28 protein-coding genes and 1 pseudogene are annotated in these 25,639 nt (G+C 51.4%); 18 read left to right on the top strand and 11 right to left on the bottom strand.

The genetic code is table 11. From position 1 onward, the window contains the following. Positions 1 to 489 precede the first annotated feature (489 nt). The 6 genes from QWY20_RS14405 to vapC all read left to right on the top strand — a co-directional run bounded on the left by QWY20_RS14405 (position 490) and on the right by vapC (position 3,352). On the top strand, positions 490 to 660 hold the full coding sequence (locus QWY20_RS14405; protein WP_330129705.1) for a hypothetical protein: 171 nt from the start codon (positions 490 to 492) through the stop codon (positions 658 to 660). A gap of 247 nt (positions 661 to 907) precedes the next feature. Then, positions 908 to 1,600, top strand: coding sequence for a hypothetical protein (locus QWY20_RS14400; RefSeq protein WP_330129704.1), 693 nt, complete (start codon positions 908 to 910; stop codon positions 1,598 to 1,600). A 451-nt stretch (positions 1,601 to 2,051) separates the two neighbouring features. Further along, entirely contained in the window at positions 2,052 to 2,309 is a 258-nt protein-coding gene (locus QWY20_RS14395) for a type II toxin-antitoxin system ParD family antitoxin (RefSeq protein ID WP_330129703.1), read from the top strand. Between the two features lie 5 nt (positions 2,310 to 2,314). Then, positions 2,315 to 2,614, top strand: a complete 300-nt coding sequence (locus QWY20_RS14390) for a type II toxin-antitoxin system RelE/ParE family toxin (protein WP_330129702.1) — start codon at positions 2,315 to 2,317, stop codon at positions 2,612 to 2,614. A 94-nt stretch (positions 2,615 to 2,708) separates the two neighbouring features. Continuing rightward, entirely contained in the window at positions 2,709 to 2,942 is a 234-nt protein-coding gene (vapB, locus tag QWY20_RS14385; RefSeq protein ID WP_228612955.1) for a type II toxin-antitoxin system VapB family antitoxin, read from the top strand. After that, on the top strand, positions 2,942 to 3,352 hold the full coding sequence (gene vapC, locus QWY20_RS14380; protein WP_330129701.1) for a type II toxin-antitoxin system tRNA(fMet)-specific endonuclease VapC: 411 nt from the start codon (positions 2,942 to 2,944) through the stop codon (positions 3,350 to 3,352). Before vapB ends, vapC begins: the two co-directional genes overlap by 1 nt. Before the next feature lie 54 nt (positions 3,353 to 3,406). Here vapC and QWY20_RS14375 read toward each other — a convergent pair whose 3' ends face one another. From QWY20_RS14375 to QWY20_RS14365, 3 genes are all read right to left on the bottom strand, one after another. Then, entirely contained in the window at positions 3,407 to 3,814 is a 408-nt protein-coding gene (locus tag QWY20_RS14375; RefSeq protein ID WP_330129700.1) for a YccF domain-containing protein, read from the bottom strand. A gap of 208 nt (positions 3,815 to 4,022) precedes the next feature. After that, positions 4,023 to 4,598 (bottom strand): hypothetical protein, encoded by a 576-nt coding sequence (locus QWY20_RS14370; RefSeq protein WP_330129699.1) that lies wholly within the window; start codon positions 4,596 to 4,598, stop codon positions 4,023 to 4,025. Between the two features lie 130 nt (positions 4,599 to 4,728). Next, entirely contained in the window at positions 4,729 to 5,619 is an 891-nt protein-coding gene (locus tag QWY20_RS14365) for a MaoC/PaaZ C-terminal domain-containing protein (protein WP_330129698.1), read from the bottom strand. Between the two features lie 84 nt (positions 5,620 to 5,703). Between QWY20_RS14365 and QWY20_RS14360 the strand changes: the two genes are divergently transcribed. Further along, positions 5,704 to 6,573 (top strand): MBL fold metallo-hydrolase, encoded by an 870-nt coding sequence (locus QWY20_RS14360; RefSeq protein WP_330129697.1) that lies wholly within the window; start codon positions 5,704 to 5,706, stop codon positions 6,571 to 6,573. 62 nt (positions 6,574 to 6,635) lie between these two features. Here the strand turns inward: QWY20_RS14360 and rluF are convergent. Together rluF and QWY20_RS14350 are read right to left on the bottom strand one after the other, a co-directional pair. Further along, positions 6,636 to 7,412: pseudogene (rluF, locus tag QWY20_RS14355) on the bottom strand (23S rRNA pseudouridine(2604) synthase RluF); the annotation flags it as partial. Positions 7,413 to 7,435: 23 nt separating this feature from the next. Then, positions 7,436 to 9,376, bottom strand: coding sequence for a bifunctional 2',3'-cyclic-nucleotide 2'-phosphodiesterase/3'-nucleotidase (locus QWY20_RS14350; protein ID WP_330129695.1), 1,941 nt, complete (start codon positions 9,374 to 9,376; stop codon positions 7,436 to 7,438). A gap of 179 nt (positions 9,377 to 9,555) precedes the next feature. On the opposite strand from QWY20_RS14350, the gene QWY20_RS14345 reads away from it, so the two are divergent. The 3 genes from QWY20_RS14345 to QWY20_RS14335 all read left to right on the top strand — a co-directional run bounded on the left by QWY20_RS14345 (position 9,556) and on the right by QWY20_RS14335 (position 11,342). Then, positions 9,556 to 9,831: a Rossmann-fold NAD(P)-binding domain-containing protein gene (locus tag QWY20_RS14345; protein WP_330129694.1), complete on the top strand. Its 276-nt coding sequence runs from the start codon at positions 9,556 to 9,558 to the stop codon at positions 9,829 to 9,831. Between the two features lie 90 nt (positions 9,832 to 9,921). Further along, complete coding sequence (locus QWY20_RS14340) at positions 9,922 to 10,317, top strand: cupin domain-containing protein (RefSeq protein ID WP_330129693.1); 396 nt, start codon at positions 9,922 to 9,924, stop codon at positions 10,315 to 10,317. Beyond that, positions 10,317 to 11,342 carry a metal-dependent hydrolase gene (locus QWY20_RS14335; RefSeq protein WP_330129692.1) on the top strand — a complete coding sequence of 342 codons (1,026 nt, stop codon included), beginning with the start codon at positions 10,317 to 10,319 and terminating at the stop codon, positions 11,340 to 11,342. Before QWY20_RS14340 ends, QWY20_RS14335 begins: the two co-directional genes overlap by 1 nt. 20 nt (positions 11,343 to 11,362) lie before the next feature. Here the strand turns inward: QWY20_RS14335 and QWY20_RS14330 are convergent, their stop codons facing one another. Then, complete coding sequence (locus QWY20_RS14330; RefSeq protein ID WP_330129691.1) at positions 11,363 to 13,006, bottom strand: diguanylate cyclase domain-containing protein; 1,644 nt, start codon at positions 13,004 to 13,006, stop codon at positions 11,363 to 11,365. Between the two features lie 554 nt (positions 13,007 to 13,560). Here QWY20_RS14330 and QWY20_RS14325 point away from each other — a divergent pair. From QWY20_RS14325 to QWY20_RS14310, 4 genes are all read left to right on the top strand, one after another. Further along, positions 13,561 to 14,274 carry a hypothetical protein gene (locus QWY20_RS14325; protein WP_330129690.1) on the top strand — a complete coding sequence of 238 codons (714 nt, stop codon included), beginning with the start codon at positions 13,561 to 13,563 and terminating at the stop codon, positions 14,272 to 14,274. Positions 14,275 to 14,289: 15 nt separating this feature from the next. After that, positions 14,290 to 15,642 carry a magnesium transporter gene (gene mgtE, locus QWY20_RS14320; RefSeq protein WP_330129689.1) on the top strand — a complete coding sequence of 451 codons (1,353 nt, stop codon included), beginning with the start codon at positions 14,290 to 14,292 and terminating at the stop codon, positions 15,640 to 15,642. A 141-nt stretch (positions 15,643 to 15,783) separates the two neighbouring features. Then, complete coding sequence (locus tag QWY20_RS14315; RefSeq protein ID WP_330129688.1) at positions 15,784 to 16,500, top strand: MgtC/SapB family protein; 717 nt, start codon at positions 15,784 to 15,786, stop codon at positions 16,498 to 16,500. Positions 16,501 to 16,592: 92 nt separating this feature from the next. Beyond that, on the top strand, positions 16,593 to 17,348 hold the full coding sequence (locus QWY20_RS14310) for a substrate-binding periplasmic protein (RefSeq protein ID WP_330129687.1): 756 nt from the start codon (positions 16,593 to 16,595) through the stop codon (positions 17,346 to 17,348). On the opposite strand, the gene QWY20_RS14305 is transcribed toward QWY20_RS14310, so the two are convergent. Further along, positions 17,332 to 18,588 (bottom strand): ABC transporter permease, encoded by a 1,257-nt coding sequence (locus QWY20_RS14305; RefSeq protein WP_330129686.1) that lies wholly within the window; start codon positions 18,586 to 18,588, stop codon positions 17,332 to 17,334. The two genes, QWY20_RS14310 and QWY20_RS14305, sit on opposite strands and share 17 nt — an antisense overlap. Further along, positions 18,582 to 19,295, bottom strand: a complete 714-nt coding sequence (locus QWY20_RS14300) for an ABC transporter ATP-binding protein (protein ID WP_330129685.1) — start codon at positions 19,293 to 19,295, stop codon at positions 18,582 to 18,584. The genes QWY20_RS14305 and QWY20_RS14300 overlap by 7 nt, the downstream gene beginning before the upstream one ends. 48 nt (positions 19,296 to 19,343) lie before the next feature. On the opposite strand from QWY20_RS14300, the gene QWY20_RS14295 reads away from it, so the two are divergent. Beyond that, positions 19,344 to 19,883: a DUF3299 domain-containing protein gene (locus tag QWY20_RS14295; protein ID WP_330129684.1), complete on the top strand. Its 540-nt coding sequence runs from the start codon at positions 19,344 to 19,346 to the stop codon at positions 19,881 to 19,883. 74 nt (positions 19,884 to 19,957) lie between these two features. Here QWY20_RS14295 and QWY20_RS14290 read toward each other — a convergent pair whose 3' ends face one another. Both QWY20_RS14290 and QWY20_RS14285 read right to left on the bottom strand, forming a co-directional pair. After that, positions 19,958 to 20,644: a ZrgA family zinc uptake protein gene (locus QWY20_RS14290; protein WP_330129683.1), complete on the bottom strand. Its 687-nt coding sequence runs from the start codon at positions 20,642 to 20,644 to the stop codon at positions 19,958 to 19,960. 69 nt (positions 20,645 to 20,713) lie between these two features. Continuing rightward, on the bottom strand, positions 20,714 to 21,127 hold the full coding sequence (locus QWY20_RS14285) for a TraR/DksA family transcriptional regulator (protein ID WP_330087967.1): 414 nt from the start codon (positions 21,125 to 21,127) through the stop codon (positions 20,714 to 20,716). Positions 21,128 to 21,266: 139 nt separating this feature from the next. Here QWY20_RS14285 and QWY20_RS14280 point away from each other — a divergent pair, with 139 nt between their 5' ends. Next, positions 21,267 to 22,799, top strand: a complete 1,533-nt coding sequence (locus QWY20_RS14280) for a cryptochrome/photolyase family protein (RefSeq protein ID WP_330129682.1) — start codon at positions 21,267 to 21,269, stop codon at positions 22,797 to 22,799. Beyond that, positions 22,796 to 24,310, top strand: coding sequence for an FAD-binding domain-containing protein (locus QWY20_RS14275; RefSeq protein WP_330129681.1), 1,515 nt, complete (start codon positions 22,796 to 22,798; stop codon positions 24,308 to 24,310). Before QWY20_RS14280 ends, QWY20_RS14275 begins: the two co-directional genes overlap by 4 nt. Positions 24,311 to 24,312: 2 nt before the next feature. On the opposite strand, the gene glnB is transcribed toward QWY20_RS14275, so the two are convergent. Continuing rightward, positions 24,313 to 24,651, bottom strand: coding sequence for a nitrogen regulatory protein P-II (gene glnB, locus QWY20_RS14270; protein WP_330129680.1), 339 nt, complete (start codon positions 24,649 to 24,651; stop codon positions 24,313 to 24,315). Between the two features lie 85 nt (positions 24,652 to 24,736). Here glnB and nadE point away from each other — a divergent pair, with 85 nt between their 5' ends. Next, positions 24,737 to 25,573 carry an ammonia-dependent NAD(+) synthetase gene (nadE, locus tag QWY20_RS14265; RefSeq protein WP_330129679.1) on the top strand — a complete coding sequence of 279 codons (837 nt, stop codon included), beginning with the start codon at positions 24,737 to 24,739 and terminating at the stop codon, positions 25,571 to 25,573. Positions 25,574 to 25,639: the final 66 nt, after the last annotated feature.

Raw genomic sequence — 25,639 nt, 5'->3', positions numbered from 1 at the left:
AATCAAGTAGGGGGTGTTACTAAGCATCCAGTACCAGAGGATCGGCGCTGTACTGGTACTTATCCTGATTCGACTCTAACAGGTAAGCTGGCTTGGTAAGCTAAGATGAAAGTACCTAGGCTATGAGTATAAGCAGCACCAGAACTTCAACCCTATTGGATTTGAAATCCAGAATGGCATCAAAGGCATCAAAGGCATCATTCCGCCTTAGCTTTAAGTACTGATGATATGCGTATTTGCACATCGACAATAAGCGACACCACCTAAGCAGGAATCACTGCTTAGCCTGGTACATGAACACCAAAGCCAGAATTATGGCTTAGCACTTCACACGCAGCGCAACACCAACTACACGCAACGCATGAGCATACCGCATGGGTAGCATTTGAAATGCGCCCCTTAGCACACAGCAAGCAGCGCATGTACATGCCGCAGAGCGCAACGTGTAACGCATCAGAACGTGACACAGCACGACACAGCTATAACCACATGACTGACGATTACAGCAACGCATACAGCGCATCAGAACTACATCAACACAGCATGTTAACTACCGGCATGACGGCAGCAATGAATGTTGCTGCGGCAGGATGGCAAAAGATGATTAAAGTTGATCGCTGTGAAGTTAAAAATATTTGCTTAGCGGTTTGTTTGACATGACGGCAGTGTGTAGCAGTAGTACACGACATAGCGTCAGGTACATGTCATAACACAACCTAACTAAACCTGACCAACCAGATTAAACCAGACTTTTTGATGAACGGTCATCGCCGCACAGATGCTTGCCTGGTTGTAGGTTGAGTAAAGTTGAGCGCCATAGGTTGAAAGTGTTTGCTATGCTGCTGGCTTGACATAACGGATCGCCTTGGTAAATATGGCATCACTTACATCAAAACAAGGACGGTTAATGAACATCATCATAGGGTTGTGGACTGCCTGGGCAGTAATGTCTTTAGTTGTCTTGTCAAATCAAGGGAAAGTGGCCGCTGCCAACTTTTCAGCGCCATCATTCATTGCAATGCTGATTGTTACTGGCATTTATTTCAGCATTCGCGCTATTACTAAAAAAACAAAGAGAAGTTTAAGCAAGACCCAGCAGAGTCAGTTTAATTCAGGTATCAATGACGCACAGCTTGATGAAATTTATGAGCAGGTTGCCTTGGAAATGAAGGAAGGCAGGATCAAAGATGGTGTAATGACTAGGGCAATTGCGGACTCTGATGGCGATAAAAACAAAGCTGAAGCCACCTATATTAAGTTGAGAGTGCAAGCGTTGCGAGCTGACTTAGAAGCAATGCTTAAAGCGAAGTCCGAAAATAGCCAGCCCCCCGTCAGCGATCAATTGCACCAGAAGCCAAAAGAAAAAGATCTTAAATCCGCAATTGCTTATCTGTTTAGAGGTGCACTAATTGCCATACTTGGTTTGATTGCTGCATCTGTGAGCCTTGGCATTGCATCTGCAATGTATTTATTCGCAAGTGGTAGCTTAGTGATTTTCAGTGAGCAAGACACAAATGGCTCTGTAATTATCACATTAGTAGTAATGGCTTCGATACTGTGGTTTTGCTGGAAGGGTATGGTCTATTTGTACAAAAAGTAGCTCATGATTTATATATGTTTAATTCTGTATGTGGCCTTTGCAATAGCATGCGACAAGGTAACTTCAGGCAATAAGTGGAATTGAACCAAAACCCTTCGGATTTCTGAAAACTGAAACAGGGTAGCGCCAACCTCAAGTTACACAAAAAGTAACACAGAATGGATTCAAGGCGAAAAACCAGCATCAAGCCAATGTTTTTATTATTAAATAATTTACTGTTCAGATGCCCCCAGCTCCACCAAACCAGAAGGCCAGCTCAATTGAGCTGGCTTTTTTTATGGCTATTCATCTACTAAGCCACTAAGAAAGCACTTGTTTTACCCACGCCTCCCCAGATTCGCAGCTCTGATTGAAGCTCTCACTCCGAAAGCACAACCAACAAAGATTGGCAATCTTTGTTGGTTGTGCTAGATTTTTTAGAGTAACTGTCTGTACCTTTTTAGAGGCCATTATGCATATCTCACTGACCCCGGAATTGGAATCACGCGTTAAAGCAAAGGTTGAAAGTGGTATGTACAATAATGCCAGTGAAGTCATTCGGGAAGCTCTGCGCTTTATGGACACTCATGAGGACTGGATCCACCAAGTTAAGTTAGCACAGTTACGTCAGCAACTTCATGTGGGAACCGAACAACTTGCACGAGGCGAAGGAATTGCCGTTGAATCCAGAGCGGTACTTGATGCCTTGTTTGATGACATTAAAAGCTGATTCTGATGACCACTCATCAGCTGGTTATTGCACCAGCAGCAAAAGATGATCTGAAAGACATTTACCAATATGGTCTTTCTCGCTGGGGACAGCTTCAATCCGACAATTATCTGGAAAATATTAAAAGTCAGCTGTGGCTGTTGACCGAGCAACCACTCTTAGGTGTTGAACGACCAGAGTTATTCCCCGGCATCAGAAGCCTGCCAATCGAAAGTCATATCTTATTTTACTCGGTGAATGGCAACAAGATTGAGGTCATTCGTGTATTGCATGGCCGTCAAGACCCGAAAAAGCAACTGAAGTAAATAAGCTGCGGGAACCCACTCACTTCCCCCTAACTTTGCAGCTTTAAAAAACAGGTATATACTCAAACTATCTACCTGCATATTGGAGCTTGTGATGAGTACTGGTACTGTGTTTAAAAACAACAACACCCAAGCGGTGCGCTTACCGGTTGATGCGCGTTTTCCTGATGACGTAAAAAAAGTCGCAGTTCGTGTTGTTGGTCAGGATCGTATTCTAACGCCGGTTGCCAATAGCTGGGATTCATTTTTCCTGCATGGTACTGCAGTTACCGACGATTTTATGACAGAGCGAGCATCACAAGAACAGCAAGAGCGGGAAGCCTTTTAATGCTGAAATACATGTTGGATACCAATATCTGTATCTACGTGATAAAACGCCGCCCTATCGAAGTTGCTGCAACCTTTAACAAATATGCCGGCCTGATGTGCATCAGCTCCATCACCTATGCAGAGCTTTGCCATGGCGTTGAAAAAAGCACGAAGCCAGAGCAAAACCGCCAGGCAGTGGAAGACTTTGTTTCCAGGTTAGTGATTTTACCCTATGGCGAGAAAGCTGCTCAGCATTATGGGGATATTCGCTCGGAGCTGGAGCAGTGCGGCACGCCAATAGGTGTGAATGATCTGCATATCAGCGGTCACGCCAGAAGCGAAGGCCAAATTCTGGTAACAAACAACCTGCGGGAATTCGAGCGCATTGGGGGTTTACGACTAGAAAACTGGATCCAAAGCAGCGCTTGATGACTTATTTGATGACATCAAGTGCTGATTTATTGGCTGCTTACCTGTTGGCATTTAAGCCTTACTCACAATCGTCTGGCCAATAGGCGCGACGGTTAATGCGGCCAGCTTCAGGTGCTGCAGACCAAATGGAATGCCGATGATGGTGATAAAGCAGACCAGCGCATGAAACAGGTGCCCTATCGCCAGCCAAATGCCGATAAAGATAAACCAGATGATATTGCCCAGGCTGCCTAAAGCGCCGGTACCAATGTCTTCTGCCCGGTTGATGTAACGGCGGTTGATGCTTTCTTTGCCAAAAGGCCAAAATGCCATCTGGCCAATCACAAAGCAGGAGCGGCCAAAAGGAATACCGATGATGGTGATAAAGCAAATCAAACCAGTCAGCCACCAGGCCAGACCCATAACAAAACCACCCAATACAAACCAGAGCACATTAAAAATAAAGCGAAACAATCCCATGTTTTATCCTTTCAAACTTATTTGCCAAACAACTTCCGTGTAGATAGCAGCTAACGTGCCAACTTTAATATTAATATTTATCAATAACTTAAAATAGCAATACCACTTAAAATGGCTTGTCCTGCCAAAAGATTCGTCAATATCACCTGAATTTAGCGTCTTTGCAATAGCTCCTGTCCGCTTCAACTTCCCCCTGGACCAACCGGTGTTACGGCATCCATTCTGCTTTGGCGGGAATGAGGCCACCCGGCATCCGACCGGCCAGTGCCAGCAAGCGTCCACGATGTTGCTGCAGAGCCACTTTATCCGCGTCGGTCAGGCAAGGGCCTATCGCCTGGGTCATGTGATCGGTTTGGTCCAGCACCTGCACAGTCTGCTGACGCTGAGGCTCCGGCAAGAATGGTAGCGCACGCCGCGATACCTGTAGCATGGGCCGCATCGAGTCCAGTACCGGCCAACTGCCCTTGGCGGTTAACTCCATAAAAAGCGGTGCAGTCAGTTCATGCTCTGCCAGAATCAAATCCACCTCATCCAGGTAGCCTTGCCCTTCCTGCTGCGCCCGCACCTCTGCCGCATGACGCGACCAATCGCAATGCGCTTGCAGCCTAACCTGATACAAAGAAGCAACATTGTCCTGCTCTACCCTGGCAAGTGCCGGCAAGGCCGCTTCCAGCTTGGTCAGGTTGGCATCGGTCAGCACCGTTCCAGCACATACCGTATTCACCAAGAGCAAGGGCGCCACACTACAGAAACCAAACGCGAGACAGAGGCTTTTATTCATCATTAGCTACCTTATAGAGGATCCAGGCTGCGCCATGGCAGCACCTGCCGCTTACAGCCCCAAAGCTCAATAAGACGTCATCCAGCCTGAACCTGCGCTGAAATCTAGCCTGCTGACCATGAACCGGAAAAGCTTAACGGCTGATGGTGGTCACTGCGCCCTGCAAATGACAGCGTACTCCGTCAGCCGAACAGAGCGCAAAATTAATGCTCTGCCCGCTTGACTGCCAATGCAGCTGAACCTGAGCTGGCAGCAAGATGGGTTTGGCAAAGCGTACCTCGACCTGATAGGGCGGCTCTGGCAGCAGCCCCTGTGCCGCCAGTTCGCTAAGGCAACGCGCTTTGCTCCACATGCCATGGGCAATGTTGGCTGTAAAGCCAAACAAGCGGGCAAGCAAGGGATGCAGATGAATCGGATTCAGATCGCCCGATACACGGCCATAACGCCACCCCAGACTGACCGGCAGCGGCCATTCTGCACTTTGAGAAGCATAGCGGATGGTAACCGCTGGTTGCTCCTGGCGGCTGGAGGGGGTACGCAGGCGCTGCAGATACACCGCCCTGCTGCGCCAAATGAGCCGCTCTGCTTGCCTTGCTTCGGTGATCAGCGCAACGGTACGGCCTTTTTCATGCGGCTGCGCGGCTTCGGTACAGCAATTAAAATCCACTGCTATAGCGGAATCCAACGGACAAAAGTACTCAATCCGGTTTTCAAGATGCACCAGCCCCATGGCGGGTAACGGAAAACGCGGGTGCGTTACAAGCTTTAACTGCAACGGAAAACTAACCAGCTGCAACCAGCAGGGCGGCGGGCTTAGCTGTGGACTTAGCTGCGGCCACTGGCATAGCTGTTGGTAGGCCTGAAGCTGCTGCAGCGGTAGCTGCTCAAGCAAAGCACAGGCGCGTAAAGGCCCGGCGTCTTTGCTGCCCTTGGCCCACAGCGCGCGCAGGTAGCTGGCAGCAAGGCCAGGTAAGGCTGGCCCGGAGCAAATGGTAACTGTTTCAAAGGTATTATTTTTTGGCAAAAACAGATCCAAACCGGCAGAAATTCACTAGGCTTTCATACTAACGACTCTTGTTTCCTGTTCGCAACCACTCTGGAGATCCTGATGCGCACCATTCAACTGCTACACCTTTTACTCTGCAGCGTTTTATTACTTGTAAGCAGCCGTGCACTGGCTGATCGCTTTGCCGATGTGCAGATCGAAGCAACCGAGCTGGCACCGGGCCTTTACATGCTAACCGGTGCTGGCGGCAATATGGCAGCCCTGACTGGGGACGATGGCATTTTGCTGATCGATGCCCAGTTTGCCGAAATGGCCGGCAAGATTGAAGCCAAGCTGAGTGAGCTGGCCGAAGGGCAAACGCTGCAAGTGCTGGTCAATACCCACTTTCACGGCGATCACGTCGGCGGCAATGCCAAACTGGCCGCAGATAGCCGCATTATTGCCCACGATAATGTCCGTAAACGCCTGCAAGCCGATAGCAATTTTCCGGCCGAAGGCTTGCCCAACCTGACCTTTACCGACCAATTAAGCCTGCATATGAACGGCCAGCATATCCTGCTGACCGCCATGCAACCAAGCCATACCGATGGCGATAGCATCGTGTGGTTTAAAGCGGCCAATGTGGTGCATATGGGCGATCTGATGTTTGAAGGCCGCTTCCCCTTTATCGACACCAACGCCGGCGGCAATCTGCAAGCTTATATGGACGTGACCCGTCACGTGTTCGCCAGCATTGATGCCAACACCCGGGTGATCCCAGGGCACGGCGAGTTAACCAACCGGGCTGGCTTAGAGCGGGAATTGCGGATGATGGAAGCCACACTGGCTCAGGTGCAGCAGTTCAAAGCCGAAGACCTGACACTGGAAGCGATGATAGCAAGGGGCCTGGGTGAGCAATGGCAGGATTGGCACTGGAATTTCATTACCGAAGAGCGCTGGATCCGCACTTTGTATCAGGCGCTGGCAGATTAGAGCAGCGCCTTGCTCCGTTAGCTGAAGCGGGCTGGTTTATCAGACTAGCCCGAACGGTACTGCCGCTTCGGCCGCTCAATGCGTGGTTGATGACCCCGCTTTTTGATACCGGCTCCGGCCCCTTGTGAGGCCTCTTCGGTTTTCACCGAATCTTTTAACAAATCACTCAGCAGAGCAAACTCTGCTGGGGTGACTTCGCGCCACTGGCCGGGTTTTAAATCGGCCAGCTGAATACTCATAATGCGAATGCGCTTGAGCCGGGTCACTTCAAAACCAAGGTACGCCGTCATACGACGGATTTGCCGGTTAAGTCCCTGGGTCAGGATAATGGAAAAACGATCCGGTCCAATTTGCGTGACCTTGCACGGCTTAGTCACAGTGCCAAGGATCGGTACGCCAGCTGCCATTCGCTGACAAAAATGACGGTTGATGGGTTTATCAACACTGACCAGATATTCCTTTTCATGGGCATTGCCAGCGCGCAAAATCTTATTGACGATGTCGCCATCATTGGTCAGCAAAATCAAACCGGACGACGGTTTATCCAACCGGCCGATTGGGAAAATGCGCTGCGGGTAGTTCACCGCATCAACAATATTGCCTTTAACCGCCGTATCGGTGGTACAGACCACGCCCACCGGCTTGTGATACACCAGATAGACGGCTTTAGGCTTGGCTTTGAGCGGCTTGCCTGCCACCACAATGCTGTCGGCATCGCTCACCTTCATGCCGGTTTCGGCCGGGCTGCCATTGACCAGTACCTGACCCTGTTCAATCAGCCGATCGGCTTCGCGCCGTGAACAGATACCGGTTTCACTGATGTATTTATTCAGGCGCATGCCTGCTGCTTCGCTCAAAACGCTTACTCCGGTAGATACTGATAACGGCCATAGCCGTCATCATCCAAGCCCAGAAACTGCAGGCGCGGATGCTGTTCTGCTTTGGCTTTGGCTGCTTCCAGGCTGCTGCTACGAAACTCCAGCCGGGCCTCAGCCGGGAGCTTGAGTTGCCAGTTCTGTTGCAGTTGCACCGGAATGGCTGCGCTATGCTGCTTAGCCTGTTCGCGGGTGTAGGCTGCGATGATTTGCCTTACTTCCATCTGGCCGGTGTAATGCACCGGAGCTGTGGTGGCATGCGGGAAAAAGCCACCACCGCTCACCCGGTAATTGTTGGTTGCCAGCAAGAAGCGCTGCTCGGCGCTGACCGGCTGTCCCTGATAGCTTAAATCAACAATACGATGGCTATCGCTCACTTGCTGGCCCTCACCATCAAAGCGGGCAGGCTGGCTTAAATCAATGCGGTAACTCAGTTCGTTCATCATGTCGAAGTTGTAACTTGGGATCCGTGGCGCCAGCAATGGCTGCCACTCGTCTTTGCCGGCTTCGATGGTATTGAAAGTCCGGGCCGACATTTCCAGCCAGTCGCGCAGCTCACTGCCGCTTAACTCAATTACCCGCAAGGTGTTGGGGTAAATGTACAGATCAGCGATATTGCCAAGCGTCAGCGGCCCGGCAGCCAAATGGGTATAGTCTTCCGGCCCGCCAAAACCACTGCGAAACGGCGCGGCAGCACTGATAATGGGTAAATCCGGCAACTCGCCCCGCTGCTGCAGGCTGGTTGCGTACCAGCTTTGCGCCTGATTGACCCAGGCCACGGCTGTGTTCGGGGTAACCCGGGCAAAAAAGTTCTCAATGGCACCCTCGGTGTCACCCAAAGGCTGATTTAACATCGCCAGGGTTTGAGCTTGTTCATCACTCAGTAAAGCCACCAACAGTTCATCACGCTCCGGACCAACCTGCCTCAGCTCACTGGTAGCCTGCACCACTTGCCAGGTACCATCGTTACGCTTTAGCGTTAGATCGATCACGCCCAGATGGCTGCCATACTGGCCGCCCATCACAGCGGGTACGCCATGAATAAAGCCACGCTCGGCATCTACTCCGGCCAGGTCCTGATAATCCGGCCCCGGCAGTTGCCGGTGCTGATGGCCCAGCAACAAGGCATCGACCCCTTCCACTTGCGCCAGATAGAGCCCGGTTTGCTCGGCAAACTCAGGATAATCGCCATAATCCCGCAGGCCGGTATGGGCAATCACCACTACCACATCCGCACCTTCGGCGCGCATTTTCGGTACAAAGTACTGAGCGGCTGCCAGCATATCCCGAGCCTGCACCCGGCCTTCCAGATGATGCCGATCCCAGCGCATAATATCCGGCGGCACCAGCCCAAGCACCCCCACCTGAATATCATGGCGCTGCAAATCGGTGCCGACAAAGCTATGACTTTGAATCACATAAGGCGTATAACGGCTGGCCTGCCAGTCATCGGCTGCAGCATCCGGCTCAAACACATTGGCCGATAAAAACGGAAAAGTCGCCCCTTCAATGGTGGCATCCAGGTACTCAAGGCCATAGTTAAACTCATGATTACCCAGCGCTGCTGCATTATAGCCCAGGTAGTTCATCGCCCGGATCACCGGGTGGCGTTGCTGCTTCAGATACTCCAGGCCCTGAGCATGGGCCCAGTCGCCCATGGCGCTGCCCTGAATGGTATCGCCGTTATCAAACAGCAGGCTGTTCGGCTGCTCCAATCTGGCCTGATGCACCAAAGCCGCCGTATGGGCCAAACCAAACCGGTCGGTCTCGCGCTGCTGGAAATAATCGTAGCCCAGCAGGTAGGCATGCAAATCATTGGTATGCAAAATGCGCAGCTCAACGTGCTGCTCCCGTTCCGGGGAGGGCGAACAACCTTGCAAAGATACCGCCAGCACTACCAGCAACGAAAAAAAGGTGGTTTTTCTCATGGAACTCTCTTCTTAAAAACGGCATTAAGATGCTGAATTCGCAGATTGTAGCATTTTTTTCGTGACAATTTTACGGCCTTTCTGCACAGGCTTTTGCAAATTACCGCTCAAGTTATCAGCGACAAAGACGATAACCTCTATGTACCGGATAACCCGCATACACTGTTGGAGGACGCACCATGAACGAACAAAGTCGCTTAGAAAAATTACGCAACCTTGGCGTTCGTCTGCATGAACTGCAGTTGGTTCAACCTGTCGCCGGCAAGTCCTATACCTCGGTTGCACTGAATTACTTGTTCAGCCGCCATGAGCTCACTCGCCCCTGTGGCCAGTCGCTGGATGTCACCTTGCGCTCTTTGGCAGACGCCATTGTGCAAAAGCATCATTTGAAGTTCAGCCGTTTTGATTCCGACTCCATTATCGACTATTTTTGCCGTTTGTACCGCGCCCACTAATAGCAAGCTGCTGTGCTGCAACACAGCAGTTACTGGACAGAATTCAGACCTTCTTTTAAGCTGGTTGCTTTGCATAAGAAGGTCTGGTCCATGAGTTTTTTCACTTCATTGCTCGCTTTACCAGCTATCCTTTGCTCGTCCACCCTGCTGCATTTACCAGAGCTGGTGGCCCCGGCAGATGCACCGGCTATTCACAACCAGCCGTTGGCAGCAACAGAGCATAGCAGCAGCTTCTTACTAACCATCCGTGGCGCTGTGCCCAACCATTACCATCAACGTCATACCGAGCAAATTTATGTGCTGCAGGGCAGTGCCCGCATGCGCTTGGCCGATGCTGAGGTGAGCATTCAGGCCGGGGATTATCTGTTGATCCCGCCTGGCACAGTGCATGGGCTGCTGGAAGTGACCTCCGATGAGCCTTTACAAGTACTGTCCATTCAATCACCCCGCTTTGACCCGACAGATCGCGTACTGGTAGATAACTGATGGACTCTGTTACTCAGGCCGCGCTGGGTGCTGCCGTCGCCGTTGCTGTAATGGGAAAGTCCACTCCGGTGAAAAAAGCCGCCCTCTGGGGAGCGGTGGCAGGTACCCTGCCCGATCTGGATGTATTTTGGAACTTCGGCGATGATTTAAGCAATATGCTGCGTCATCGAGGCGAAAGCCATGCCTTTTTTTACCAGACACTGTTCTCACCACTGCTGGCCTGGTTGATTTGCCGCTGGCACCAACAACAAGCCTTGTTTTTGCGCTGGTGGCTGGCCATCTGGCTGGTGCTGATCACCCACAGCTTGCTGGATACCTTCACCACCTATGGTACTCAACTGGCGCTGCCTTTTAGCGACTACCCCTTCGCGCTGGAAAGTATTTTTGTGATTGATCCGCTCTATACCCTGCCTCTGCTGATTGGGGTTGGCCTGGCCTGGCGTTTGCCGGGCCGGGGCCTTGGCTTTAATCAATTAGGCTTGCTACTTTCATCACTGTATTTAGGCTGGGGCTTAGCTGCTCAGCAGTGGGTGCTTTGGCAACTCGATAGCATGCATCCGGAGCTTGCACACTATGAACGGCTGGTACAGCCCACAGCCCTGAATACCCTGGTGTGGCGCATTGTGGTGATGGACCAGGCTGGTTATCGCGAAGGCTTTTATGCCTTGAATGATGGCACAACACCGATTGAATTTCGCCGGCATGTCTTTCCAAAACAGACGCAGGCACTAAGCCAACTACCGCAAGCAAAGGAGCTCACCCGTTTCAGTCATGGCTTTGTCGGTTATTTTCGGCGCGGCGAACTGCTCACCATGGCCGATCTCAGGATGGGCATGCAGGGCAATTATGCCTTTGAATTCAGCCTGGCCTGTCAGCAAGACAGCGAATTAGAACCGATAGCCGTGGTCCAACTGGATAAACCCTACCAGATGCTGGAAATGTGGACCTGGGCCTTTCGCCGGTTTTGGCTGGATACCCAGCCACTCTCTGCCATTACAGTGCGCAGTCAGCCAAACTGCATCTGACAGGCTTTTTCCATTGTTAATCAGGCAAGTTCAACCCGGTTGCGGCCATTGTGCTTGGCCTGATACAACGCCTGGTCGGCCCGGTCGATGTTTTCATCGGCTGACTGGCTGGTATCAACCCGGGCCAGGCCAGCACTAAAGGTACACTGGAACGGCTTATCCTGGGCACTGAATGGAATGGCCTGGAACGACTCACGAATACCATCGAGAATGGTTTTGGCTTTTTTTAGCGAACAATCCGGCAAAGCCAGTAAAAACTCTTCGCCACCATAACGACCGATCACATCGGTTTTGCGCAGTTTTTGCTGCAACAGGTTCGCCAGACTGCTGATCACCTGATCGCCCACTAAATGGCCGTATTGATCATTCACTCGTTTAAAATGATCCAAATCCAGCATCACCACAATCAACTCCTGCTTGCTGCGCTTGGCTTTAGCAATTTCATCGCCGAGCCGCTCTTTCACGGTAGCATGCTGCAACAAGCCGGTCAGGCTATCGCGGGTCATCATCTCTGCCAGTTGCCTGGCGCGCTGAGCGCGGGCAAAAACCGTGACCGCCAAGGCCTGGTCGGTGATGGGCTTGGAAATAAAGTCATCCCCGGCTTTCACCAACGCATCCAATTGCCGCTGGCTATCGGTTTCCGACGATAAATAGACAATCGGCACCCCAAGCCATTCATCTTTAAAGCGAATAATCTGTGCCAACTCCGGGCCGGTGCAATCCGGCATATTGACATCCAGCAGGATCACATCGGGTTGAAACCCCTGCAAACCTATCAGCATCTTGGTGGGATCGTTGACCACCTTGGCTTCCATACCCGCCTGCTCAATAATCAGCCGGTAATGCTCAGCCAGCATCACATCGTCATCCACAATCAGGATCCGAAAACGTGGTTGCTGACGCTGCGCCAGCAAACGCTGAATACGCAGTTCAATCGCAGCGGCATCTACAGGTTTCATAAAATAGCCAACCGCCCCCAGCCGCACGGCCGCCAGATAATGGGTAAAGCTTTCTTTTTCACCGACAGTAAACAGCACCGTCGGTTGTTGCTCATCAGCCAAGAGCTGTGACAACACTTTTTTCAATGCATCTGGCAAACGGTTATGAGGCATATCCAGCACCAGGATATCCGGCTTTTGCACTGCGACCGTCTTCTGAAGTTCTTCCAGCTGCTGACAACTGACCACCTGATGACCAAAGGGATCCATCGCTTTGGTCAATTGCTTACCGAGTTCACCATCTTTACTGAACACCAGGATCTGTGCTTTGCGGGTAAACTCATCATCAAGCGATTGAAACAATGGTGTCGGTGTGGTTTGAGGCTCGCTGATACTGTAGTTACTCAGCTCCTGCACCATATTCAAAAAATGTTGCTTACGTTCAATATCTGGGCCCTGTTTAAGGTCGAGCCAGGCATCGAGTTCCATTTCCAGTGCTTTGGCTTGCTGGCCAAGCTCTGGCATACCAAAGGTACCCGCTGAACCAGCCAGGGTATGAAAACGAAACTTTAATCCTTTTACAATGTCTTGCCAGTTTTGTGCGTTGGTATCGAGCAGTTGGCTTGCCATAGCGGTAATTTCTGGCCAGTCTTGTTGTAGCCGCTTCAGGTAACGATGTTGCAAAGCTTCCAATTGCTGCTGAATGTGCTGTGGGGATGCTGGCATGGCCTGCTCTTGATAAAAAACAACTGAGTAAAAAATAGCGAACTTCCTGCCTAAAAGCCATTAAAAATAGGTTTTTCAAGGTTTTTTCTTTAGGTCCTAAGCCAATAATACTGCGCACTATTTTTGATCATTGTTCAATCAAAGGTTGCAAAAGACGGTGCAATCCTTATAATGCGCCGCAACTTTAACCACTGCGGAGACCCATCGTGGGCGAACAACCTGGTAGTAGGCGTTGGTCTGTCGATTGTCAGTCAACACGAGGAATGTTTTAACGCTTCGCAGCATGGTCTTTAGCACTATTCTGCCAGGCGCAGAATAGTGATGTCAGTAGTCTGTTTTTTGTCATACTCCTTTCATTTCTATTCAATACCATTGGTTTTATCACTTGAGCTTGTCGCAAGTGCTGTACAGCTATTCGTTGGGCATGATGTCGTCTGCCTGATAGCTGCTGATGCAACCAATACTTTCCTTTTGCTGAACTGGCGGTCAAAGACTGCCTGACACAATCTGTTTTCTCATGCTGGCAACCGCTTCAACCGAAGAGGATAAGGCGCATGTACACTAAAAATCATGTAGCTTTGCGTGATGCAACCGTAGCCCCAACCAAATCGTTGTCTATGACAGCACTGGCCGTTTTTTTTATGGGCCTGAGCAGCCTGGCAAATGCCGGTCGGCCGCTGATCACCGATGATGCGACCCTTGTTGACGACTGCCAGCTGGAAAGCTGGTGGCAGCGTAATCGTGGCCCCAATGAGTTCTGGCTCGTTCCGGCTTGTCAGGTTGCCGGTGTTGAATGGGGGTTTGGCTACGCCAGCCAAACCGCCGGCGAGCCCGACTTGTATGAACTTTCCGCTAAAACCGAACTGCGAGCGTTGGAAACCAATGGCTGGGGCGCCACCATCGGCTTTAGCCATGGCTTTGAGCAGGGTAGCTTTCGCGGTGATCAGCATCTGAATCTGGCTGTCACCCACAGCTTTGCCGACGATGCCTGGTTACTGCACAGCAACCTTGGCTACGCCAATAACCGTGATGCCGGCAATGAAGTGACCGCAGGTATCGCGCTGGAGCGGGAAGTGATGGCCAATCACTGGGCCTTTGCCGAAGTATTCCGCGAAGCAGCCGGCCGGCCTTTTTATCAGCTTGGCTATCGTTTTGAGCCCAAAGCAGACCGTTTGCAACTGGACATCAGCTATGGCAACCGTCTGAGCGGCAGTGCGAATGAGCACTGGATCAGCGCCGGTTTCGTTGTTTACTTCAGCGCCTTTTAAGCAGGGAGAACTACCATGAATGCACAAGATTTGATTTTTAACCTGCGCACCGTGTTGCTCAGCAAAGACAAAGAGGACATGTCACAACTGGTCAGCCGTTGCCACCCGGCCGATATAGGCGCGGTGCTAAGCAGCTTCACCGTCGAGCAAATTGCTCAGCTGATGAGTCTGACCCCGGTCGAAGAACGTGCACTGCTGTTTGGCTACCTGCCAAAAGAGCTGGAAGCCGAGATTGTTCCCTGCCTGGAGTCTAAAGCTCTGGGGGAGCTGTTCCTGCATATGGCCTCGGATGAACGCGCTGACTTGTTCAATCTGCTGCCTGAAGACCAACAAGGGCGTTTGCTGCCGGTGCTGGCCAAAGCCGAGCGTGAAGATATTCGGAAGCTGGCGGCTTACGAGGAAGACAAAGTAGGCTCGGTAATGAGCTCGGAATACGCCCTGGTCGATGCCAAACGCACCGCCAAAGAAGGCATTGCTCAGTTGCGTAAAGCAGCACCGGATACCGAGACCATTTACCAGGCTTATGTGGTGGACTCTGAGCGTCGGCTGGTTGGCACCGTGTCACTGAAAGATCTGATTATGGCGGATGAGAATGCCATCATCGGTGACTTTATGACCCGGGATCCGGTCTATGTGAAGGCGGATGCGCCGCGGGAAGTGGCTTCGCAACTGATCGCCAAATACGATTTAATTGCACTGCCGGTCACCAATGGTGGCGATAAGCTGGTGGGCATTGTGACCTACGACGATGCGATGGACGTAGCCGCCGAAGAAGCCACCACCGATTTTCGTAAAGTCGGTGCGGTCAGTGAAATTGTTGGCAACATCAAGGATGCCTCCATCAACTTGTTGTACCGCAAGCGGGTGTTCTGGTTGGTACTACTGGTATTTGGCAACATCTTTTCGGGTGCTGGTATTGCTTATTTTGAAGATACCATCGAAGCCTATATTGCGCTGGTGTTCTTCCTGCCCTTGCTGGTAGACAGTGGTGGTAATGCGGGCTCTCAGGCTGCTACCCTGATGGTACGCGCCATGGCAACCGGCGAAGTGATGATCAAAGACTGGGCAAAAATGCTGGGGAAAGAGTTTGTGGTCGCTGGTTTGCTCGGCTTAACCATGGCACTGGCCGTTTCCACCCTCGGCTTCTGGCGTGGTGGCCCTGAGATTGCGCTGGTGGTTGCTCTGACCATGCAAATTGTGGTGGTGGTAGGTAGCGTGATTGGTATGTCGTTGCCGTTTTTGCTTAGCCGCTTTAAGCTGGATCCGGCAGCGGCCAGTGCCCCCTTGATTACCTCCATTGCCGATGCTTGTGGTGTGATCATTTACTTTGCCATGGCGACCTGGCTGCTGGATATTCCGGTCGGCTAAACGTCATCGAACGGCAACAACCTTGTTGTACACTGCCAGGCCGGCTCCCAACCCCGGCCTGGCAGTGGTTCTCCGGCATCCTGTCATTGGATGCCCCTAACCTTACTCAGCCGCGGATGGCTCAGCTTTAAGGAGAACCCCATGCTTGCAATGCAAAACATCCAACTCATTCCATTGCTGGATAGCCTGATCAGCCTGGTAGTGGCCTTTGTACTCGGCTCTTTAATCGGGCTAGAGCGCCAGTACCGGCAGCGGACTGCTGGCCTGCGCACCAATGCCCTGGTGGCCGTTGGTGCAGCGATTTTTGTCGACATTGCCTTTAACTTAAACGGCGCGCAAAGTGCTGCACACGTGATTGCTTATGTGGTGTCGGGCGTTGGCTTTTTAGGTGCCGGTGTCATTATGCGGGAACAAGGCAATATTCGTGGCATCAATACTGCGGCGACCCTGTGGGGCTCCGCAGCCATTGGTGCCAGTGCCGGGGCCAGCCTGTTGCCGCAGGCCGTACTGGGGACGCTCTTTGTGCTCGCGGCCAATACCCTGCTGCGCCCTATTGTCAACCAGATCAACCGCCAGCCGATGGATGTGGAGTCCACCGAAGTCACCTACATCCTGCATGTGATTGCCGATAAACAGCAGCAAAAACATGCGGTGGATGTAGTGGAGCTGGTGCTGGAAGCGGCCAGACTGCCGGCAAGGGGCATGGAAGTTTCCCCTTTTGGCAATGAGGATATCGAAATCGAAGCCATGCTGGCTACCATTTCGATGGATGGTGATGAACTCGACCGTATCAGTAAAAAACTACTGAGCAAACCTTTTATCACTCAGGCGTACTGGAGCACCAGTACGTCGGAGTAAGCAAAGGCAACAAATATCAGTTTTTTATCAAACCACCGGCTTACTCCGAACGTTATACTCAGGTCTGAGCTGTATCCGGTAAAGGATGATTGATGAAACTGCTGCTATCTTGTTTGCTGCTGTGTTTAGGCTTTTTGTTCAGCGCTTCACTTCAGGCTGAGCGCATTGTGCTGGCCAGCAGCAACTACCATCCCCACTATGGAGCAGACTTGCCGCAGCAAGGCGTCGTCACTGAAATCATCCGCCAGGCCTTTGCACTGCAAGGCATTCAGATCGAAGTAGAGTTCATGCCCTTTGGCCGCGCTCTGCATGAAGCGAAAGTTGCGAATTACGTGGGTCTCATCGCTGCCTGGTACTCTGAAGACAGAGTGGAAAACTTTTTGTATTCGCAGCCGATGTACGCCAACCAAATCGTCTTGTTTAAGCGCCGTAGCATGCCGCTGGAGTTTCGTAACTTCCAGCAACTGGCTGATGCGCGCTTTCGTTTAGGGGTGGTGCAAGGCTATGCGCAGCCGGAAGGGTTACTACTCGCACGGCTTAATACCATTGCGGTTGCCAGTGATGAGCAGGCATTTCGCATGCTGGCACTGGAGCGGGTCGACTTGGTACCAGCCGATAAGCTGAACGGCCTTTACCTGCTGCAAACCTTGCTGCCAGAGCATGCCGCAAACATCGAATATATTGAACCCGTGCTGGATCAACGGCCGATGTACCTGATCCTCTCCAAGCAGGATCCTCGCTCAGAGGAATTAATGGAGCGGTTTAATCGCGGCCTGCAGCAATTGCAGGCCAGCAATCAATACCGTACTATTTTACAGAGTTTACTGCCTGCTACAGACGCACACTAAGGCCATCAGTCAGTGCTTTGCGGTACGCCAGCCAGGATGGGATACAACCCAGCAGTAACGCCAGCCCAAGCACCAGCCCCATCAGCTGCAAACTGCTCTGACGAATTGGATTTAACCCAATAAATAAGCCATAGCGACCAGCCAGCAGATCCTGGCCAAACCACAAGCCAACCATCAGCACGGCCATCGCCAGCAGCATCGATACCAGCGTAATCAACAACACTTCCAACTGCACCAGCCAAAATAAGGTGCGGGGATGAGCACCTACCGCCCGTAAAATAGCAATCTCCCGCTGCCGCTCTTTCATTGAAGCCAACAAGGTGGTGGTCATACCCACCAGGCCGGCTAATAACACCAACACCGTGATCACCAACAGCAAGCGCTCGACCATGCTGAGCATCTGCCAGAGCTCGGCCAGCGCCACACCGGGTAAAATAGCCGTTAACGGCTCACCGCGAAACTCATTGATTTGCCGCTGCACTAAAAAGGTGGCCGCCCGGGAGTTCAAACCTACCAGAAAAGCTGTAATGGCTTTTGGCGTTAAATCCATCTCCAGCGCCTGCTCGGCACTCACCCGTCGCCCTGGCATAGGGGCGCCCTGCTGCCAGTCAATATGAATGGCCTCGATGCCTTCCAGGCTGACATGCACACTTTGATCCACCGGCGTGCCGGTTGGCGCTAAAATACCCACTACGGTGAAAGGTTTGTCTTTATGCTCGCTAAAACTGACCTGACCAATGCCATGGGCCAGGACAATTTCCTGTCCTAACTGATAGCCAAGCCGTGCCGCCACCTCTGAACCCAATACCGTGTCGTACACATCATCAAAAATAACCCCTTGCGCCAGTTGCAACTGCTGCTGACCAGCGTAACGGTAAAATTCAAAATAATCCTGGTTGGTACCCACCACCCGATAGCCCCGGTGCGAGTCGCCCAGCGAGATGGGGATGGTCCAGGCTATCTGCGGGTGGTTTTGAATGCGCTGGTAGGTCTCCCAACTGATGTTGGCGGTGGCATTACCAATGCGAAAAATTGAGTACAGCAATAAGTTCAGCTGGCCGGAACGTGCCCCGACAATCAAATCGGTGCCAGACACGGTACTGGTAAAGCTGTTCTTTGCTTCATGCCGCAGGTGGTCAATACCAAGCAGCAAACTGATGCTGATGACCAGAGACAACACCGTCATCAGCACAGTGCCACGGCGATTCCATAAACTCAAACGCGCCAGTTTCATCAGCATGGCTGTACCCCCTGCTCCAGTTGATCCATCGGCAAATGCCAGCTGAAGTAGCCTTGCAGCGCCTGATCATGGCTGACAAAAATCACAGTGGTGCCACTTTCATTGGCTTCTGCCAGCATCAGTTTCATAAAAGCATCGCGGTTGTCGGCATCGAGCGCTGAAGTTGGCTCATCGGCAATCAGTAAGGCCGGGCGAAGTAGTAAAGCCCGGGCAATGGCCACCCGTTGTTGCTGACCCACGCTTAGCTCCGTGGCTTTTTTGTGATGCAGTTCATCGTTAAGCCCCAGATGCTGCAACAGCATAATGGCTCGCTCGGTCAGTTCAGCAGCCGACTGATTGGCAAAACCTGCCACCAACAGTACATTATCCAACACAGACAGATAAGGGATTAGGTTCAGCTGCTGAAACACCACCCCGATTTGTTGTGCCCGCAACGTATCCCGCTTGGCCGCCGATAACTGATGCATCGCGGTTTGCTGCAACCACAACTCCCCTTCATTGGGAGTGGTGATGCCGCTGAGCAAATTGAGTAAGGTCGTTTTACCAGAGCCCGATGCACCGCGAATAAACAAATGCTGACCAGCTTCCAGCTGCAAGCTATCCAGCGCCAGCTGCCAGCCTTGCTTGCCAGGCCAGCGAAAACGCAGGTTTTTGAGTTCAATTACATATTTTTTCGGCTTGTCAGTCACCGGTTGTTCTACCTTCATGGTAAGATGATGGGAATGATTTATACCAAAGTTCAGGAGTAAGCTCCAATGCTGCGTGTACTGTCTATAGCAATCCTGTTGCTGTCTGTCGCATTTACTTCCGCCCAGTTGCAGGCTGATGAGGTGCGTACCCTGGAATGGACCGATCTGATGCCGGAAGAGGATCTGGCGTTGCTGGAAACGCTGCCGGATATTGAGCACGACTACAGCCAACCATCGCCGTTTGATGATGCCTCCAACGATCCTTATGCCAGCTTATGGCAACAGGTTCTTAGCTCAGCCAAGGTACGTGAAGAGTTCAATAACCAGCGTGTTCGGCTGCCTGGTTTTATCGTGCCGCTGGAGTTTGATCAAAACCAGAACGTGACCAGTTTCTTCCTGGTACCCTACTTTGGTGCCTGCATCCATGTACCACCACCGCCACCGAACCAGATTGTCTATGTGACGGATGCAAAAGGCTTGACCGCCGATATGATGTACACACCGTTTTGGATCACCGGCGTTCTCACCACTGATTCAATGACGCACGATCTGGCCTTTGCCGCTTACAGCTTAAAAGCCGATCACATCGAAGAATACAGCTGGTAAAACAACTTTAATTTCAAAAAAACCACTAAAAAAGCGCCCTCGAGCGCTTTTTTAGTGGTTGCTGAGGATGGGCATTAAAAACGAATACGCCCTTCGCGTAAGGTCGCAGTATTCATGCCTTGGCGTTCATTCACCACCCACTGCACCTGAACCCGCTCCAGTGCCGGCATCAACTGAATCAGCGATAAATCCAGATACTGCAGCCGGGCCGGGTTGTGACAGAGCAAGGTGAAGTTGGCATAAAAGTCACCATGATTCTGATGGCCTGGCCGGGTTAAATCCGTGCTGGCATCCGCTTGCTCTATCTGACAACCGGTATCACGGTTTAATTCAAACCAACTGCCTTTGGATAACATAGACAAAGCGGCTTGAACTTCGCGCTGCTGCTCATCCGTCGATGGTGCATGCTCAAAGCCAACGATGTTGTAAGCGGCCGTTTGCAATGCAAGAATGGCTTCGTTGCCTTCCAGCACAAAAGTGAGTAAGGCCTCACCGTGCACATGAGCGCCAAGCTGAGTAAATTCATCATCGTGATGATGATCATGGTCGTGGCTGTGCTCATGACTGTGATCATGACTCTGGCTATGATTGTGTTCTGTCGTATGATGATGCTGCTCTGCAGGTTCACTATCGGCATGCTGATGTTCATGGCTGTGTTGATGCCGCTGTTCATGAGCATGCACCTCGGCTCCAACCAAGCCCCCCCCCAGCACCAAACTGCTGGCCAACGTAGTCACTACCAATGCATTTGCTTTTATCATGATTTATTTCCGCTTTTTACACCGAGTATGGTTCTCATCATACGCTTTGCCTTGCCACTTGCAAAGTGGCTAACCCCGCCGCTTACTAAAGTGCTTTTCCTGCATTTCCTGCCGCTCTTTCGCATCCAGGCTCAGCTCTGCCGTTGGCCGTGCCAACAGTCGTTTCAAACCGATCGGCTGACCGCTCTCCTTGCAATAGCCATAGTCTCTGCTGGCGATCCGATCCAGAGCTTGTTCAATTTTACGCAGTAAAAAATACTCTCGCTCCACCAAGCGCAAGCTCTGACGGTTTTCCTCTTCAATCAAAGCTCTGTCCAGCTCATCAGGCTCGACCTCGCGGCTGCCAAGCGATTGCTTACTTTGTTCAATCCGCCGCTGAAGATCCTGTTTTTGCTGGCGCAGCAGCTGCTCGAAATAAGCCAATTGGCTGGTATTCATGTAATCATCTGCCGGCATTTGCAGCAACTCTTGTTCTGTCAACATGTGAGCCCTCCAGAAAAGTTACAATATAACATAACAGCTTCATTCCGCCAGCGAACTGACCGGCTTTCATTCAGCATTCTTTTGATCGTGCCTTGCCAGAACGACGTAACTTAAAAACAAAACCGAATTGGACAACAGCATGCCACGATTAGTCGTAATCTTGGGCGATCAGCTCAGCCCCGCCCTCGCAAGCTTAGAAGCGATAGCAACAGACGATGTGATTTTGATGGCCGAAGTCATGGCTGAAGCCAGCTATACCAAACACCACAGCCATAAGCTGGTACTGATATTCAGTGCCATGCGGCATTTTGCCGATACATTACAGCAACTGGGCCATCAGGTCCTTTATCTGAAGTTTGCGGAGTACCCATCCGTGCTTAGTATGACTGACGCGGTAGCCTATGCCCTGACAAAGCATCCCGAGCTCAGCAGTATTTTACTGACCGAGTGCGGTGAGTATCGCTTAGAGCAAGAAATTGCCCGTTGGCAGGAACAATTCAACCTGCCACTTGAGCAACTGAGCGATGATCGCTTTTTGTGTTCGCGCCAGCAATTCGCCAACTGGGCGAAAGATCGGCAGCAATTTCGCATGGAGTATTTTTACCGGGAGATGCGCCGCTACAGCCGCTTGTTAATGAATGACAAAAACCAGCCCGAAGGTGGCAAGTGGAATTACGATAAAGCCAATCGCAAAGCCTGCCCACCCGATCTGGCCCAGATCCCCCCGCTTCAGTTTGAGCCTGATGCCATTACCCGGGATGTGATGGTGCTAGTAGAGCAGCATTTCACGGATAATATGGGCGATGCGACTACTTTCCGCTTAGCCGTCACGGGCAAACAGGCCCGGCAGGCATTTTTGCATTTTGTTGAGCAGCAGTTGGCTCAGTTTGGTGATTATCAGGATGCGATGCTGCTGGACCAGCCTTTCTTGTTTCACAGCATCTGCTCGATGTACCTCAACATAGGCTTGCTGGATGTACGCTGGATGTGCCTGAAAGTCGAACAAGCCTACAAAGATGGCAAGGTACCACTCAATGCCGCGGAAGGTTTTATCCGTCAGTTGATCGGCTGGCGGGAGTTTGTGCGCGGCTTGTACTGGTTACTGATGCCGGAATACAAAACACGGAACACCCTGGCGGCACAGCGGCCACTGCCTGCCTTTTACTGGACTGCAAAGACGCAAATGCGCTGCATGCAACAGGCGATTCAAAGCACCATCGATTATGCGTATTCCCACCATATTCATCGTTTGATGGTGACAGGCAACTTTGCGCTCTTGACTGCTTTAAACCCGGATGAGGTCACCGATTGGTACCTGGCCGTTTATGCTGACGCCTTTGAGTGGGTTGAACTGCCCAACACCCTGGGCATGGCGTTGTTTGCTGATGATGCAGTACTTGCTTCCAAACCCTATGCCGCCAGTGGCAAGTACATTCAGCGGATGAGTAATTACTGCCAGCACTGCCCATACGATGTAAAGAAAATCTATGGCGAAGGTGCTTGTCCGTTCAATGCTTTGTATTGGGGATTTCTGGATCGCAATAGTGAGCAATTAGGTGGCAATGCCCGCTTGCAGCTGGCTTACCAGCAGTGGCATAAAAAGCCGGAACAGGAACAACAAGCTATCCGCCAACACGCCGACCTTATACTCAATAGCCTGGAAAAATTATGAGGCAACTGGTTTGGTTTAAGCGTGATCTTCGCATTGATGATCATGCACCACTTTATGAGGCAGCCAGGCAAGGCGCTGTGCTGCCAGTCTACATCATAGAGCCTGACTATTGGCAGCAACCTGACACCTCGCTCAGACAGTGGCATTTTATCAAAGCCAGCCTGCAGCGCCTGGACCAAGAGTTAACAAAATTAGGGCAACCGTTAATCATTGAAGTAGGACCTGCCAGTCATGTTTTGCTTGCGCTATGCCAAAAGTTTCAAATTTGCCAGGTGCATAGCCATGAGGAAACAGGCAACCTCTGGACCTATCAACGCGACCTTGCTGTTGCGCGCGCTTTGAAACGTCAATCGATCCCATGGCGGCAGTATCGGCAGTTTGCGGTACTTAGGGGCTCTGTCAACAGAGATCATTGGCAACGGCAGACGGACACCTGGCTCAAAGAACCTTTGGTCCCTCGTCCGGTCCGACTGCCTTTGTTGCATGAGCCCGATCCCAAGCCATTACCAGAACTAACACGTAGCCGTGATATCGGCGCCTGCATTCAACGCTTTGATGCCTTACTGACAACCACCTACGATTCTTTTTTCCGCAACCGGCACCAGCATTATTTGCGCAGCATAGGTAAGCCAGCTGCGTCGGCTGAGCACAGCTCACGTTTAAGTCCTTTTCTGGCCTATGGCGAACTCAGTTTGCGTCAACTGTTTCAAGACACACAGCTGAAATTACAGCATTCAGGGGCTAATCGAGTGAATTTATCCGCGTTTTTATCCCGGTTGCGGTGGCATTGCCATTTTATTCAAAAGTTTGAAACGGAGCCTGCCATAGAGTTTCTCCCCATGCATTCTGGTTTTATTGGTTTTCGGGAAGATAGCTTTGAGCCGCACCGCTATTCAAGTTGGTGTACCGGCCATACCGGTTACCCATTGATTGATGCCTGCATGCGCGCCTTACTGGCTACTGGTTGGCTGCATTTCAGAGGCAGAGCCATGCTGGCATCTTTTGCCAGTTATTACCTTGGACTGCCATGGCGCCCAATTGCACTGCATCTGGCAAAGTGTTTTATTGATTACGAACCGGGCATTCATTATCCACAGATACAAATGCAATGCGGTGTGACCGGTATTAACGTCAACCGGATGTACAACCCGGTGAAGCAGAGTAAAGAGCGGGATCCTAGCGGAAGCTATATCCGTTATTGGGTACCAGAGCTGGCAACCGTGCCAACCAGTTGGATCCATACTCCCTGGCTGATGCCTGGCTCTGTGCGCCAGCGTTTTGCATCTTTGGTGTCATCCAACTATCCGGCCCCCATTGTTGATCCTGACGCAGCGATAAAGAGTGCCCGTCATGCCTTGCTGCAGTGGAAAGAAAAGCTGGATCCCATCGATTGGCAGGTGCGGAAGCAACAAGTCATTCAAAAACATGCCAGCCGCCGCAGGCCCCACAGGCACGTGACAACCAAAGTGAGCACCCGGCAAATAGGACTACCGGGCTTTGAAGATCTTTAACCTTAAATGGCTTCTTCATCTTCCTCGCCGGTCCGGATCCGGATAACCCGCCCGACATCCAGCACGAAGATCTTACCATCGCCAATCCGGCCGGTATGCGCTGTTTTAGTGATTGCATCAATGCAGCGCTCGACCTGATCGTCTGTTACCACAATTTCCAGTTTCACTTTTGGCAGAAAGTCCACCATGTACTCGGCGCCACGATAAAGCTCGGTATGGCCTTTTTGCCGGCCAAAGCCTTTGACTTCAGTAACCGTCATACCGGTGATATTAATTTCGGCTAATGCCTCACGCACATCATCCAGTTTAAAAGGTTTGATAATCGCTTCAATTTTTTTCATGCACATAACCACCTGAACCCAGACTAACTCTATGATAGCATTATCTGAAAGCGATTGGGTATAAGCCTCTAAGCAGGAAACCAGGATGACACCAGAACAAATTATTGCTGAAATGCAGGTACAAGCTTCCATCGATCCGGCTGCAGAGGTGCGCCGCAGGGTCGATTTTATTAAACGCCAGTTGCAACAAGCAGGCCTGAGTAATCTGGTACTGGGCATAAGTGGTGGTGTCGACTCCACCACCTGTGGCAGGCTGGCCCAGTTGGCTGTTGATGAGTTAAATGCAGCAGGCTCTGACAAGTATCAATTTATCGCTGTACGATTGCCTTACGCTACACAAGCTGATGAGTCTGAAGCACAACTGGCGATTGATTTTATCAAGCCAAGCAAGGCGCTCAGCATCAATGTGCAGCCCGGCGCCGATGCCATCCATCAGGCAACCTCCAGCGCGATGGCTGCTATGGGCATTGCAGTGAGCGACCAACACCGGGTTGATTTTAGCAAAGGCAATGTTAAAGCCCGCACCCGCATGGTGATCCAATACCATCTGGCCGGTTTATTGGGTGGCTTGGTGCTCGGAACCGACCACTCAGCCGAAAATATTACCGGCTTTTACACCAAATGGGGCGATGGTGCCTGCGACTTAGCTCCCTTGTTTGGCCTTAGTAAACGTCAGGTTCGTGCCCTGGCAGCTTGGCTAGGAGCCCCTGCCCAGCTGGTGCAAAAAGTGCCAACTGCTGATTTGGAATGCTTGCAGCCACAAAAAGCTGATGAGGTGGCACTTGGCCTGAGCTACGATGATATTGATGATTTTCTCGAAGGGAAGCCCGTTTCTTCTCAGGTACAACAACGACTGGTTCACATCTATCGGAGTACCCAGCATAAACGGCGGCCCATTCCCACCATTTATGATGAATCATAATTTAGATTTTATATAAACATAAAATTGACAATTTAAACTCGGCAGATCATAATTTCACCATTATGG

Origin of the sequence: Alkalimonas cellulosilytica (genome assembly GCF_036325985.1) — a bacterium.
In the GTDB taxonomy this organism is placed as follows: Bacteria; Pseudomonadota; Gammaproteobacteria; order Enterobacterales; family Alteromonadaceae; genus Alkalimonas; species Alkalimonas cellulosilytica.
This window is presented reverse-complemented; position numbering and strand designations above follow the sequence as displayed.